Source organism: Pseudoalteromonas sp. UCD-33C (assembly GCF_001306895.1).
In the GTDB taxonomy this organism is placed as follows: Bacteria; Pseudomonadota; Gammaproteobacteria; order Enterobacterales; family Alteromonadaceae; genus Pseudoalteromonas.
On record NZ_LJTB01000009.1, the window covers coordinates 33,625 to 48,075 of the forward strand.

Annotated in this window: 11 protein-coding genes; 4 read left to right on the forward strand and 7 right to left on the reverse strand. The window is 41.8% G+C overall.

Annotated elements, in window-relative coordinates; genetic code table 11:
* Positions 1-29 precede the first annotated feature (29 nt).
* The 5 genes from AOG26_RS15405 to priA form a co-directional block, all read right to left on the reverse strand.
* Entirely contained in the window at positions 30-404 is a 375-nt protein-coding gene (locus AOG26_RS15405) for a gamma-butyrobetaine hydroxylase-like domain-containing protein (RefSeq protein ID WP_054563326.1), read from the reverse strand.
* A 70-nt stretch (positions 405-474) separates the two neighbouring features.
* Positions 475-1,803 (reverse strand): HslU--HslV peptidase ATPase subunit, encoded by a 1,329-nt coding sequence (gene hslU, locus AOG26_RS15410; RefSeq protein WP_054563327.1) that lies wholly within the window; start codon positions 1,801-1,803, stop codon positions 475-477.
* An 11-nt stretch (positions 1,804-1,814) separates the two neighbouring features.
* Entirely contained in the window at positions 1,815-2,333 is a 519-nt protein-coding gene (gene hslV, locus AOG26_RS15415) for an ATP-dependent protease subunit HslV (protein ID WP_054552816.1), read from the reverse strand.
* Between the two features lie 80 nt (positions 2,334-2,413).
* On the reverse strand, positions 2,414-2,941 hold the full coding sequence (locus AOG26_RS15420; protein ID WP_054563328.1) for an SPOR domain-containing protein: 528 nt from the start codon (positions 2,939-2,941) through the stop codon (positions 2,414-2,416).
* A gap of 16 nt (positions 2,942-2,957) precedes the next feature.
* Entirely contained in the window at positions 2,958-5,138 is a 2,181-nt protein-coding gene (gene priA, locus AOG26_RS15425; RefSeq protein WP_054563329.1) for a primosomal protein N', read from the reverse strand.
* A gap of 233 nt (positions 5,139-5,371) precedes the next feature.
* On the opposite strand from priA, the gene rpmE reads away from it, so the two are divergent.
* Entirely contained in the window at positions 5,372-5,587 is a 216-nt protein-coding gene (gene rpmE / locus AOG26_RS15430; protein ID WP_036973208.1) for a 50S ribosomal protein L31, read from the forward strand.
* Between the two features lie 698 nt (positions 5,588-6,285).
* The gene (locus tag AOG26_RS15435) at positions 6,286-7,527 is read left to right on the forward strand and encodes a malic enzyme-like NAD(P)-binding protein (RefSeq protein WP_054552813.1); all 1,242 of its coding nucleotides are present in this window, start codon (positions 6,286-6,288) and stop codon (positions 7,525-7,527) included.
* A gap of 100 nt (positions 7,528-7,627) precedes the next feature.
* On the opposite strand, the gene metJ is transcribed toward AOG26_RS15435, so the two are convergent.
* Positions 7,628-7,948: a met regulon transcriptional regulator MetJ gene (gene metJ / locus AOG26_RS15440; RefSeq protein ID WP_054563330.1), complete on the reverse strand. Its 321-nt coding sequence runs from the start codon at positions 7,946-7,948 to the stop codon at positions 7,628-7,630.
* 224 nt (positions 7,949-8,172) lie between these two features.
* On the opposite strand from metJ, the gene metB reads away from it, so the two are divergent.
* Positions 8,173-9,432: a cystathionine gamma-synthase gene (metB, locus tag AOG26_RS15445; protein ID WP_054563331.1), complete on the forward strand. Its 1,260-nt coding sequence runs from the start codon at positions 8,173-8,175 to the stop codon at positions 9,430-9,432.
* A 5-nt stretch (positions 9,433-9,437) separates the two neighbouring features.
* Positions 9,438-11,783 carry a bifunctional aspartate kinase/homoserine dehydrogenase II gene (gene metL / locus AOG26_RS15450; RefSeq protein WP_054563332.1) on the forward strand — a complete coding sequence of 782 codons (2,346 nt, stop codon included), beginning with the start codon at positions 9,438-9,440 and terminating at the stop codon, positions 11,781-11,783.
* 83 nt (positions 11,784-11,866) lie between these two features.
* Here metL and AOG26_RS15455 read toward each other — a convergent pair whose 3' ends face one another.
* A complete protein-coding gene (locus AOG26_RS15455) occupies positions 11,867-14,371 on the reverse strand; it encodes a penicillin-binding protein 1A (RefSeq protein WP_054563333.1) in 2,505 nt (834 codons plus the stop codon).
* Between the last annotated feature and the right edge of the window lie 80 nt (positions 14,372-14,451).

The window sequence follows — 14,451 nt, forward strand, 5'->3', positions numbered from 1 at the left end:
TGTGCTTTATCGAGGCATTTTGATAGGTGTTAAGGCACAAACTTAATAGGCACGCTGTCTTTACTTGCTTCGTGCTCAGAGACTCTTGTTTGGTATTGCTGCCAAAGCTCATCATGGTTAGCTTGCAGCTCACTTAAATAGTGCCAACTGAATAAACCGCTATTATGATTATCGCTAAACACCAGTCGAATCGCATAATGACCAACCGGCTCAATCTTGCTAATTCCTACTTGTTGCTTACCAAGTACGAGTTTCATTGATTCATTGCCATGACCTTGTACTTCAGCAGAAGGTGAGTGAACACGCAAAAATTCAGCACTAAATTGAGCAATAGTCTGATCATCAAAATGAACATCTAATACTTTGCTAACGCTGTGATAATGCACTTTAGTGACTTCTTTCATGTGAGCCTTACCTTATATAAACTAAAAAGCCTCCAACAGGAGGCTTTTAATTATAACGCTAATTTGTTGATTAAAGAATGAAGCGACTTAAGTCTTCATCTTCAACAAGTGCACCTAAATGCTGCTCAACGTAATTGGCATCAATTGTTAGTGTTGAACCAGCTTTTTCTGAAGCATCAAATGAAATTTCTTCCATTAGTTTTTCCATCACAGTGTGCAAGCGACGGGCACCGATGTTTTCGGTTTTTTCATTCACTTGCCAAGCTGCTTTTGCGATACGTTCAATGGCATCATCAGTAAACTCAACGTCAACTTGCTCTGTTTTTAACAGCTCACGTTGTTGCTCAGTTAATGAAGCATGAGGCTCAGTTAAGATACGTTTAAAGTCATCAGCACTTAGTGCTTCAAGCTCAACGCGAATTGGTAAACGACCTTGTAGCTCTGGGATCATGTCTGATGGTTTAGACATTTGGAATGCGCCAGATGCGATAAATAACATGTGGTCAGTTTTAACCATGCCATGTTTAGTGCTTACTGTTGAACCTTCGATTAATGGAAGTAAGTCGCGCTGTACACCTTCACGGCTAACATCAGGGCCAGATGCTTCACCACGTTTACAGATTTTATCAATCTCATCGATAAACACGATACCGTTTTGTTCAACTGCGAAGATAGCTTGCTCTTTTAACTCTTCAGGGTTAACAAGTTTTGCTGCTTCTTCTTCAACTAATAGCTTAAATGCTTCTTTGATTTTTAGCTTACGGTTGCTGCGCTTATCGCCACCCATGTTTTGAAACATGCTCTGAAGCTGGTTGGTCATTTCTTCCATACCAGGAGGAGCCATGATCTCAACATTAGGTTGAGCTTGTGCAACATCGATATCAATTTCTTTATCGTCTAACTGACCTTCACGTAATTTTTTACGGAAAGATTGGCGAGTAGAAGAGTTCTCTTCTGTTTTTGACTCACCAAAGGTATCGCGTGCTGGTGGTAAAAGAGCATCTAAAATACGCTCTTCTGCCGCTTCTTCAGCGCGATGTTTGAATTTTTTGGTTTGCTGTTCACGCGTCATTTTAATTGAGATATCAACTAAATCACGAATGATCGTTTCAACTTCTTTACCAACATAGCCCACTTCGGTGAACTTTGTTGCTTCAACTTTAATAAAAGGCGCATTAGCAAGTTTAGCTAGGCGGCGAGCAATTTCAGTTTTACCCACACCTGTTGGGCCAATCATTAAAATGTTTTTTGGTGTTACTTCACTACGTAAATCATCGCTCAGTTGCATACGGCGCCAGCGGTTACGTAGCGCGATTGAAACTGCTTTTTTAGCTTTAGCTTGGCCAATAATATGTTGATCAAGTTCGTGAACGATTTCTCTTGGCGTCATCTCAGACATGGCAGTTCCTATTACAATTCTTCAATAGTTTGGAAATTATTCGTGAATACGCAGATGTTGCCTGCAATAGTAAGGCTTTTCTCTACAATGTCACGTGCACTTAGGTCGGTGTTTTCTAGTAGCGCTGTGGCTGCTGATTGCGCGAAGTTACCACCACTGCCAATCGCAATTAGGTCGTTTTCTGGCTGCACAACATCACCGTTACCTGTGATAATTAATGAAGCAGTTTCGTCTGCAACTGCTAATAGTGCTTCGAGCTTTCTAAGTGCGCGATCACTACGCCAATCTTTGGCCATTTCTACGGCAGCTTTGGTTAAGTTGCCTTGGTGCATTTCTAGTTTGCTTTCAAATCGTTCGAAAAGGGTGAAGGCATCAGCAGTACCGCCAGCGAAACCAGCGATTACTTTGCCATTATAAAGACGTCGAACTTTGCGGGCGTTGCCCTTCATTACGGTGTTACCAAGCGAAACTTGGCCGTCGCCACCAATAACGACCTTGTCGTCGCGGCGTACACTTACAATAGTGGTCATGATTATTCCTCATCATCGAGCGGCAAGGCCGCTCGTAAAAAGCGATTGATGAGGTGTTTATATGGGTGAATGAACTAAAATCAAGTCCAAAGCCAAATTCCGCAGCCCATTATTTTGATGCGTTTAAGTTTATTCTTGTCACTTTCGGCTAAACGTTTGGTTTCGTATGGGCCTAAGCGCACTTTATACCAAACACCATTGCTGCCCTGTGTTTTCTTAACTTCGGCCACTAAGCCCGCAAAAGCGATTTTAGCTTTTAATGTTTGTGCTTGCTCTAATGTTCTAAAAGAGCCGCATTGCATTACATATGGGCCTTTTTGTTCAATCTCTTTTACTTCAACCTGAACTTCGTGCTCTTTAATCTCTTTGATAAATTCAGGTGTCTTAGGTGGTGGAATAACTACTTCTTCTTTTTTAGTCGGGTTCGCTTGCTGTTCTACTAACTCAGGATCAGCATTATGTTTGATATACCATAGGCCGTAACCAAACCCGCCTACTAAGATAAGCGCAATTAAAACAAGAATAATAGGGAAGGGCTTTTTCGCCGGGGCTTGTTTTTTATTATTTCGATTTGCTGGTTTTTTATTTATGTAATCGTGTTGTGCCATGACTCTTAATTGGCCTTTAAATCATATCTATAGGATCAACATCTAAGCTCCAACGCACCTTTTGCGCTAATTTACTGGTACTTATATAGTCGACCATTTGCGCTAAATATTGGTGTAAGTGGGAGCGTTCCTGCGCCTGAATATGTAACTGAAAGCGATATTTACCTGCTACACGTTCCAGTGGTGCAGGTATCGGACCGAGCAATTGTATACCAGATACGTTCTGGACAGGAACCAAATCAGTTAAAAAATCCATCACTTGATTTATGTTATGTCCTTCGGCACGAACCATAGCCATATTTGTGATTGGCGGAAGCTGCGCTTCTTCTCGCTCTGTGAGTGCGTAACGGGCAAAATCTTGGTAACCATTATTAACTAAGTCTTGTAGTAGCGGGTGCTCAGGAAAGTGAGTTTGTAATAATACTTGCCCAGGTTCACCACTTCGACCAGCACGCCCTGCCACTTGCGTAACCAGTTGCGCTAAATGCTCTGTGGCACGAAAGTCACAAGAATATAATCCACTGTCGACATCTAGGATTAAAACAAGGCTAACATCGGCAAAGTGGTGGCCTTTTGCCAACATTTGCGTGCCAACTAAGATGCGAGCACCGCCTTGGTTAATATCATCAAGCGCTTTTTCTAAGCTGCCTTTACGACGAGTTGAATCTCGGTCAATACGACTAATCGGAATGTCAGGGAAGGTTTGTGTTAAAAACTCTTCGATTTGTTCAGTGCCTTTGCCATTTGGAAAAATCTGCGTACTGCCGCAATCCGGGCATTGATGAGGGACCTGATGTTGTTCACCACAGTGGTGACAAATCATCTGGCCAATGGCTTTATGAAAGGTTGCACTGGTGCTGCAACGTGAGCACTCACTTAGCCAACCACACTCATGGCATATAAGGGTAGGCGAAAAACCACGACGGTTTAAAAACACCATCACTTGCTTACCACGTTCTAAATGTTGGCGCATATAAGCAAGGCTGGCATGGGCAATCCCTGCTTGCTCAGGCTGACCTTTCATATCCATTAAGTGGAACTGGTTATCAGTACTGGTTTGGGCGCGTTCAGTTAGACTCAACAGCTGATATTTGTTATTAATTGCTTTATGTAAGGTCTCAAGTGCTGGTGTGGCACTGCCTAGAACGAGCGGAATATTATGCTGATATGCTCTATAAGCGGCTAGGTCTCTAGCATGATAGCGTAGTGTATCTTGTTGCTTAAACGAGCTGTCGTGCTCTTCATCAACGATGATCATGCCAAGAGATAAAAAGGGCAAGAAAATACTCGAACGTGTGCCGATCACTATGGCGCAGCTGCCTTTTTCACAAAAACGCCAGGTCTGTAAGCGTTCGTTATCTGTTAGGGCTGAATGCCATAGCATAATTGGTGTATCAGGAAAGCGACGACGAAAACGGTTGACTGTTTGTGGTGTTAAGCCAATTTCAGGCACTAATACTAAGGCTTGCTGACCTTTTTTGAGTACTCCTTCTAGGCATTGCAAATACACTTCGGTTTTACCACTTCCGGTAACTCCTTCAAGCAAAAAGCTGGTAAAGCCACGAGCTTGGTTAATGCTAGTGCAGGCAACAGCTTGCTCCTTATTAAGCACCGGCTTGCTACCAACAGTCGGCGCGCGTTGCTGCCATTGGTTATCATGTTCAATAAACTGAGTGATCAGTTCTTTATCGAGCAGACTGTCGATGGTTTTTTTGGTAAATCCGAGTGCTTTTAATTCTGTAAGCGATGATTTGCCCGATTCGGCTAGCTGCTTTAATAAATTTAACTGGGTTTTTGCTTTCAGCGACGGCAGCTTTGCACCTTTATCGGTTAGCTCAACCATGTTAATGCTGGTTTTATCTGGGCATTCGCCTTGCCTTAATGCAGCCGGAAGTGCCGTATGAATGGTCTCGCCCAATGGGTAACAGTAGTAGCGTGCTGTGAATTTTAGTAATGCTAAATGTTGCTCAGATAAAACTGGCGTGTCGTCTATAACATCAATAATCGGCTTTATTTTGTCAGCAGGAACATCGGTTGATGTTTTAAGAGCCAAGACCACGGCAACCTTTTTTTGACTACCAAATGGCACGCGAACGCGCATACCTGGCTTTAACTCAGGGCTATGCAGCAGCTGTTCAACTTTATAATCGAAGGTACGCTGTAAAGGGACTTTTATGGCAACTTCTACAAAGTGCATGACAACTCAACTGAAACAAAGGTAGAAAGATAATGTACTAAAATTACTGTTAAAAACCTACCAACAAATACTGAACAACACGCCATTTGATTATTTTTTTAGCGAAAGATGCATTTAAAGCTTGTCGCAAGGTCACTTGAGCTATAAAATACGCGGCCTATTAATTGTATTAACTGCGTATGGTGCCAGACTTCGGGTTTGGAGAGCGATACGGCCTTAACTAGAGGTTCCCTATGAAAGAAGGTATTCACCCTAAGTACGAAGCTATCACTGCAACTTGTTCATGTGGTAACAAATTCGAAACTAGCTCAACTCTTTGTAAAGACATCCACTTAGACGTATGTTCTGAGTGTCACCCGTTTTACACTGGTAAGCAAAAGATTTTAGACACTGGCGGCCGTGTTGATCGTTTCAACAAGCGCTTCGGTGCACTTAGCAGCAAGAAGTAATCTCTGCTGTTTAGTTAAAGAAAGCACCTTAGGGTGCTTTTTTTATGCCTAAAATTCACAAAACTCATTATTGATACCAATCCGCAATAATACTTAATCATTTTGAGGGGTTAAACCTGTCGCTATCTGCGTTAAAAATTTCTGATTTAGAACAACTAAATAACGAAATTTTTGCCTTGCTATCAACGAGGTTTTATTGCCTCAAAATAGATCACTTAATTAAGCGAATTGGTATAACGCTGCCACTTACTTATCATCTTCACTTATGTATCTTGCATAACTATTTCTGGTTGTTATGCCCATTATGTCGCTAATTTTGCAGACAAAGTGCCACCCCTTGGCTATATTCTTTTTTGTATAAACTTTCATAAAAGTTATTAAAAATAATAAATTTAAATAACTTTGTGAGTAAATGCTGTGAACTTCGTTGAAATGGCTATTTTGGGCTAATTTCGGCTAATTGCAGTGTACGTGCGTATAAAATACAAAAACACGTGCTTAAAAGGTCATAAACAGGTGAATTTTTATGTCTGATTAATCGCAACTATGCACAGAAATTGTTGGGAAATCCTTTAAAATTAAGCGATATAGCATATAACAGGATAGACCTGATAATACTTGGAATTTTTATACATTACAGGTATCGTACTGATGCAAGCTCTCTCACTTTTTAACTTTTTGCAGGATACTATCGCGTTATGTCAGATTTTCGTGAACAAGCATTACATTACCACGCTCACCCCGTTCCAGGTAAAATTAGTGTTGAACTAACCAAACCAGCCGAAACGGTTAACGATCTCGCTTTAGCTTATAGCCCAGGTGTGGCTGAACCAGTCCGTGAAATTGCTGCTGATCCAGCAAATGCCTATAAATATACAGGCAAAGGTAACATGGTTGCGGTTATTTCAAACGGTACCGCAATTTTAGGTTTAGGTAACTTAGGTCCGCTTGCATCAAAACCTGTAATGGAAGGTAAAGCGTTACTATTTAAACGTTTTGCTGGCCTTGACTCAATTGATATTGAAGTTAAACACCGCACAACAGAAGATTTCATTAATACGGTTGCTAACATCGCTGATACGTTTGGTGGTATCAACCTTGAAGATATTAAAGCGCCAGAGTGTTTTGAAATCGAAAAAGCGCTTATCGAGCGCTGTGATATTCCAGTTTTCCACGATGACCAACATGGTACAGCTATTGTAACTGCTGCTGGTATGCTTAACGCCCTTGAAGTGCAAGGTAAAGACATCGAAGATGCCATCATCGTATGTTTAGGTGCCGGTGCTGCTGCTGTGGCTTGTATGGAGCTTTTAATTAAGTGTGGCGCACTACGTGAACACATTTATATGCTTGACCGTAAAGGTGTGATCCATACACGTCGTGATGACTTAAACGAGTATAAGCAATTATTTGCTAACAATACCGATAAGCGTACATTACAAGATGTTATTGCTGATGCTGACGTATTCGTTGGTGTATCAGGTCCTAACCTGTTAACAGCAGATGATCTTAAGCTGATGGCTGATAAGCCAGTCGTGTTTGCATGCTCAAACCCAGATCCTGAGATTGCTCCAGAAGTTGCACACAGTGCGCGTAACGATTTAATTATGGCAACGGGTCGTTCAGATTTCCCTAACCAAGTAAATAACGTGCTTTGTTTCCCATTTATTTTCCGTGGTGCGTTAGATGTTCGTGCAACGGCAATTAATGATGAAATGAAAATTGCTGCAGTTCACGCAATTCGTGGTATCGCGAAAGAGCCTGTACCAAGTGAAGTATTAAAAGCAGCTGGCGTTGAGTCACTTGAGTTTGGTGCCGAGTACATCATTCCTAAGCCTATGGATCCGCGTTTATTACCACGTATTGCACGTGCTGTTGCTGAAGCAGCAGTAGAGTCGGGTGTGGCGCAAATCGACATGCCAGAAGATTACATGCGTTAAGCTTAATTAGCTATTAGGTATATCGCGCAATAAAAAACTCAGCCTAGGCTGAGTTTTTTTATATCTGCGATTATCGGCGGTGATCCGATGGCCGAAATACTTATTCTGAATCAAGCACTGGGATATCTAATCCCATTTCTTGCATAATTTTTTTAACTTCTTCAGGTACCTTTTCAGGGTTGTCTTTACGTAGGTCGTCATCATTTGGTAATGGTTGACCTGTAAAAGCATGTAAGAAAGCTTCACACAATAACTCACTGTTCGTCGCATGACGCAGGTTATTGATCTGGCGGCGTGTACGCTCGTCAGTTAATACTTTTAATACGTTGAGTGGGATCGATACGGTAATCTTTTTTACTTGTTCTGATTTTTTACCGTGTTCTGCATATGGGTGAATGTATTCACCGTTCCATTTAGCCATAAGTTGTTTCGTTGCCTCGGTTGTCAGTGATTTACGCCTTATTCACAGCGCAAGATGCGGAAATTCTATCTCTTTAAAAAAGATAGTCAAATACTAGTTATTTAGCCATCTAGTGGTGTAAATGTATAAACTTCTATGTATAAGCCATAAATGCTTTGACTTCTCATATTTGATCATCTAACCTTTTAGACGTCTAAACATCCAATTTAAGAATAGGTGATGAAATGAGCGAAAAAAATAAAGCGACGATTGCTGTTCGTCACGGCATCGAAGCCGATAAACATCATGGTGCGGTTGTACCGCCAATTTACTTATCAACCACCTATTCGTTTGCTGATTTTGATACTAAGCGCCAGTATGACTATGGTCGCAGCGGTAATCCAAATCGCGATATCTTAGCTGAAACCTTAGCAGAGCTTGAAGGTGGTGCTAGAGGTATTATAACTGCAACAGGTATGTCTGCAGTGCATTTAGCCACTCAGCTATTAAACAGTGACGATACGTTAGTGATCCCACATGACTGTTATGGCGGTAGTTACCGTTTATTCACCTCGCTTGAAAAACGTGGCCTGTTAAAACTAAAAGTTTTGGATTTAACTAAAACTGAAAATCTCCAAGAAATTTTAGCGATTAAACCCAAGTTGATTTGGATTGAAACGCCAAGTAACCCAATCTTGCGTTTAACAGATATTAAAGCAATTACTAGTATTGCTAAGCAGTGTGGTGCTTTGGTTGCGGCTGACAACACCTTCTTATCACCTGCATTACAAAACCCAATTGAGTTTGGTGTTGATATTGTTGTGCACTCAACAACTAAATACATCAATGGTCACTCTGATGTAGTGGGTGGTGCAGTGATTGCTGCAACGCAAGAGCTAGGCGACGAGCTTGCTTGGTGGGCGAATAATATCGGTATTACTGGTGCACCATTTGACAGCTACTTAACGCTTCGTGGTTTACGTACTTTAAATGTACGCCTAAAGCAGCACCAAGAAAATGCCTTTGCCATTGCTGATTATTTAGAAAGCTCACCTTATGTAAGCCAAGTTTATTACCCAGGCCTTGCTTCTCACCCACAACATGAGCTTGCTAAAGCACAGCAACGTGGCTTTGGTGGCATGGTGAGCTTTGATATTAAAGGCGATATCAACGATGCAGCAGCGTTTTTAACAAGCCTTAAAGACTTTAGCCTTGCTGAGTCGCTAGGTGGGGTAGAAAGCTTGATTTGTCACCCTGCAACAATGACCCACGCAGGTATGGAGCCTAAAGCGCGCCTTGAAGCCGGTGTAGGCGATACGCTGATCCGTATTTCTGTAGGTATTGAAGACGTAAAAGATCTCATTGCAGATTTAGACCGTGTTTTCAATTTAGTAAAACCAGGTCAAGGCCAACAAGTTACAAAAGCTGAAGCTAAGCTAACACAGCAAGATACACAGCAAAACGCGTCATTTAAGTTAACGCCAGCACATACGGCATTGTGGTAGAAGAAATGGTAAATATTGTTCATAAATTTGGTGGCTCAAGCTTAAGCTCGGCAGATCGTTACCATGCGGTAGCGAACATTGTTCTTGCTAATACAGAGCAGGGCGATTGCGTGGTTGTGTCGGCATCGGGTAAAACAACTGACACCCTGGTAAAGCTTTGGCAAAGTTACCAGCAGCAAGATAGCCAAGCTGTTAGCGATATTCTATTGCTTATTGATAATAATCAACGGGCTTTAATTGAGCAGTTACTTATAGGTCAGAATAAACAACAGGCCTTGGCACAGTTAAAAGATGAACTTGCCGTATTAAATGAATTAATTCGTCAACAGCAGTTACTTGAAGCACCTTTACTTGCTCATGGTGAAGTGTGGTCGGCGCGGTTATTGGCCGCTTACCTAAATCAGTTAGGTGTCGCTGCGCAAGATGTTGATGCAAGGCAGTTATTTACTCTAAATGATGGTCAGCTTTTACATCAAAAAAACCAACAGCAGTGCAGTGATGCGATTAGCAGAACACATATCAACGTAGTAACGGGTTTTATAGCTGCAGATTGCCAAGGTAATACGGTGACATTAGGTCGTAATGGCAGTGATTACAGTGCCACCTTGTTAGCGAGTTATACTTTTGCTAAGCAAGTGTCTATCTGGACAGACACACAAGGTGTATTTAGTACTGACCCTCGTAAAGTTAAAAATGCAGTTAAGTATGCCAAGGTGTGCCGCGAGCAAGCTAACTTATTAGCGCGTTTAGGTAACCCAGTATTGCATGCAAAAACCTTGTCGCCGTTAAAAGACACAGAAATTAAATTGGTGGTAAGAAGTAGTTTTGATTGTGATGCAACGCCAACCGAAGTAGTAAAAGAAGGTTACAGTAAAGCAAAGCGTTTTATTACTACCTTAGATAACATCGATTTATTAAGGGTTGATAAACTAAGCAGTGGTGAAGTCGGTGAACTTAGTCAGTTAATTCAACACAGCCTGCACCACTTTACTAAAGATGGCGATACTTACTTATTAGTGCCAGGTCAAAGCACTCACCAAGTTGTAAGCCACTTAGCGGGCCGTGCAAATATTGTCGAGTCTAATTTAAGTGGTTGTGCAGTGGTTGCACCGACGGCTGATGTAATTGCGCTGACAGAGCAAGCGACAGCACTTTTAAAAGAGCAAAGCATTCATCCGCGTTTTGTACAACAAGACGATAACTATGTGTTGATCTTAAACGATCAGGCAATTGATAGTGATGTTTTAACCCTTCTACATGACAAGCTGGTAAACAAAGGTCAAGAGCTGGCTATTATTGTTGCTGGCCTTGGTAATGTAGGCGAAGTATTCTTATCGCAACTACAAGCTCAGTTTGCTCGTTTATCTGCTCAGTACAAAGTAAAAGTAGTAGCTCTTTTACGTTCTAAACAAATGCTTTTTAGTGCTAGTGGTTTAAATACCGAAACATGGCAAGAGCAGTGGCACAATGAAGCGCAAAGCTACGATAAAGCTGAGTTATTAGCACGTATCAATGAGCTAGATTATGAGCACAAAGTAGTGATTGATATCACTGCCAGTGAGGCTTTTAGTCAGTTGTATCCTGATTTTGTAGAGCTTAACTGTCATTTGATCAGTGCAAACAAATATGCGGGTACTGCCGCGCATAGTTGGTATCAAAACTTACGTACTAATTTAGCTGAGCGAAATCTACTATGGCGCTACAACACCAGTGTAGGCGCAGGTTTACCGATTAACTTTGCTTTAGCTGATTTACAAAATAGCGGTGACAGTATTAACCGTATTGAAGGGGTATTCTCGGGTACTTTATCGTGGTTATGTAGCAGTTACGATGGTAGCGTGCCGTTTTCAGATTTAGTGCTTCAAGCTCAGCAAATGGGCTATACAGAGCCAGATCCTCGTGAAGACTTATCTGGCCGAGATATGCAGCGTAAACTACTAATTTTAGCGCGTGACTTAGGCCTAGATTTAGAGCTAGATGACATTGCTTTGACACCTCTGATGCCTGAACAGCTTGCAGCAGGAAGCTGGCAAGATTTTCTTGCAAACAAACAGCTGCTCGATGAATTTATGACAGAAAAAGCAGCGCAAGCTGCGGCAGAAGACAAAGTGGTGCGCTACACCGGTGCTATCACACTCGTTGATGGCAAGGTTCAGGCGCAAGTTGGTTTAGTTAATGTTGGCAAAGATGATGTATTAGCAAGCCTTAAACCTGGCGATAACATCTTTGTGATCAATTCACAGTGGTATACAGACAATGCATTAGTGATCCAAGGCCCTGGAGCGGGTAAAGAAGTCACTGCGGCTGGGGTTCATTCAGACCTATATTGGCTGGTAAATAACCTAAAATAATTTTGCTGATCTTAGTTTAAATAGCTAAGCAAAAAGCGCCCCAAGGGCGCTTTTTTATTGTTTCAAAATAGCAATTCACTTATTTAGAACAACTCTTCCTCTGTGCTGAGCTTTTCTTCAAATACGTCTGTTGGTTGATCAAGTACGTACTTGGTTGGTGCTGTGCCTTTAATGAAGTACTCAAAACGGCTGGTGTAGTCATTCTTATGGCTTAAAAGACCTGTTGCTAAGTCGATACGAACCGATACCAAACCTTCAGGAAACTCAATAGGTGCTTCTGGCATGCCATCGAGGGCAGCACGCATAAAGTCGACCCATGCAGGTTGTGCGGTTTTAGCGCCCGATTCCGCACCAGAGATTTGTGACTTATCGAGGTTACTATTGTAGGTCGAGCGGCCAAGGGCTTTTCCTGGGTTATCAAAACCAACCCATACCGAGGTCATCACATTGCGGTTAAAGCCACTGAACCAAGTATCAACCGAGTCATTAGTAGTACCTGTTTTACCTGCTAGATCGCGACGATCAAGTGCTTGTGCACGCCAGCCTGTACCACTCCAGCCGGTTTTGTGAGTCCAGCTACCACCACCCCAAATTGCGCTGTGCATAGCTTGCGAAATTAAGAATGCATTTTGCTTTGAAATGATACGCGGAGCACAACGCGGAGTGCTCACACTTTGTGCCTGATCCAATTGATTATCATCTAATGATGCAAACTCTGGTGTAACAACCTGCTCAGGTTCATCACAGGCAAGTTCTGGCTCTGTTCTGAATAACACATTACCAGCAGAATCCTGAATTTCAGAAATAAAGTAAGGGGTAATTAAGTGGCCGCCATTGGCGAAAGTACTCATTCCGCGAGCTAGTTCAAGAGGAGTGATTGAGGCACTACCCAGGGCCAATGACTCGCTACGATTAATATCACTATTTAAAAAACCAAACTTAAGTAAGTGATCTGCTGTACGTTCAAGACCTACACCACGTAGTAAACGTACAGAAATTACGTTTTTAGATTGAGCGAGTGCACGGCGAATTCGGATAGGGCCATTATAAACCGCCGGGCTATTCTTAGGGCGCCATGCTACACCTTGGCTTTTATCCCATTGATTAATTGGTGCATCGTTAAGAATTGAAGCGAGTGTGTAGCCGTTTTCAAGTGCTGCTGAATAAATAAATGGCTTGATATTTGAACCAACCTGGCGTTTTGCTTGAACTGCGCGATTGTATTGGCTTTGTTCAAAGCTATAACCACCGACAATGGCTTTAATACGACCATCTTGTGGGTCAAGTGAAACAAGTGCGCTCGATGCTTCTGGTACTTGGCTAAGGATGTAGCTTTCATCTGCATTTTTACGCAGCCAAATTTGCGCTCCCGCTGATAAAATTTCAGTAGCCGTTTTTGGTGCGAAACTTTGACGGTAACGGGTAATATATTTGCGTGCCCATTTTAGACCATCCCACTCAACCGTCACTTGTTCGCCGCTTTTTAATAGCACATCAATTGATTGCTCAGCGACATTAGTTACAACACCAGCTAATAGTGGGCCAAACTCTTTGACATCTTTTAATTTAGTTAAGATCTCTTCTTGGCTAAGTGGACTTTCGTTTTCACTGTCCCATAACTGAGCCGTCGCACCACGGTAGCCATGACGCATGTCGTAAGCGTGTAAATTATCAACAATGGCATCTTGTGCAGCTTGCTGAATATTTGAATCAACACTGGTGTAAACTTTAAAACCAGTATTGTAAGCACGCTCATGACCATAGCGTTCAACCATTTCAGCACGCACCATCTCAGAGATATAAGGGGCGTACACTTCAATTTCTGCACCATGGAATTTAGCTGTAATTGGCGCATTGATAGCCTCTTCGTATTCACTCTGTGTAATATACTTTTCGGTATACATACGGCCTAGTACAACGTTGCGACGAGCCTTTGCGCGTACAGGGTTGCGAATAGGGTTAAGGGCTGAAGGAGCCTTAGGTAAACCAGCGATCATCGCCATTTGCGCTAAAGTAAGCTCATTGAGGTCTTTGCCGTAGTAAACTTGTGCTGCTGCACCAATACCAAAAGCGCGGTTACCTAATTCAATTTTATTTAAATATAATTCGAGGATTTCGTCTTTACTTAATATACTTTCAATATGTAAAGCGATGAAGATCTCTTTGACCTTACGAATGTATGCTTTTTCTCTAGTTAAGAAGAAGTTACGGGCAAGCTGCATGGTTATAGTACTTGCGCCTTGTTTCTTTTCGCCTGTAGATATGAGTACAATGGCTGAACGGACGATACCAATTGGATCGATACCAATATGCTCGTAAAAACGGTTATCTTCTGTTGCTAAAATTGCATCGATTAACGGTTGGGGGATTTGATCTATTGTAACGGGAATGCGGCGTTTTTCACCGAATTGGTTAATCAATAATCCATCACGTGAGAATACCTGCATAGGTGTCTGTAATTGAACGTCTTTTAGAACCTGTACGCTAGGAATATCAGGTTTAACGTAATAGTATAGACCAACTAAAGTGATTAGTCCTAAAAATGAGCAGATGATAATAAATTGTAAAGTTCGCTTTAATAAAATCACTTATATTTTCCCTAAATGGACTCCCAATTAGAATCGGAGACTGCTAGTATATATTGATTAAAAAATGAATAATATTTTTT

Bases quoted from the DNA above. Each gene is read 5' to 3' on its own strand.
- AOG26_RS15405 (WP_054563326.1), bottom strand. From the start codon at position 404: ATGAAAGAAGTCACTAAAGTGCATTATCACAGCGTTAGCAAAGTATTA.
- hslU (WP_054563327.1), bottom strand. From the start codon at position 1,803: ATGTCTGAGATGACGCCAAGAGAAATCGTTCACGAACTTGATCAACAT.
- hslV (WP_054552816.1), bottom strand. From the start codon at position 2,333: ATGACCACTATTGTAAGTGTACGCCGCGACGACAAGGTCGTTATTGGT.
- AOG26_RS15420 (WP_054563328.1), bottom strand. From the start codon at position 2,941: ATGGCACAACACGATTACATAAATAAAAAACCAGCAAATCGAAATAAT.
- priA (WP_054563329.1), bottom strand. From the start codon at position 5,138: ATGCACTTTGTAGAAGTTGCCATAAAAGTCCCTTTACAGCGTACCTTC.
- rpmE (WP_036973208.1), top strand. From the start codon at position 5,372: ATGAAAGAAGGTATTCACCCTAAGTACGAAGCTATCACTGCAACTTGT.
- AOG26_RS15435 (WP_054552813.1), top strand. From the start codon at position 6,286: ATGTCAGATTTTCGTGAACAAGCATTACATTACCACGCTCACCCCGTT.
- metJ (WP_054563330.1), bottom strand. From the start codon at position 7,948: ATGGCTAAATGGAACGGTGAATACATTCACCCATATGCAGAACACGGT.
- metB (WP_054563331.1), top strand. From the start codon at position 8,173: ATGAGCGAAAAAAATAAAGCGACGATTGCTGTTCGTCACGGCATCGAA.
- metL (WP_054563332.1), top strand. From the start codon at position 9,438: ATGGTAAATATTGTTCATAAATTTGGTGGCTCAAGCTTAAGCTCGGCA.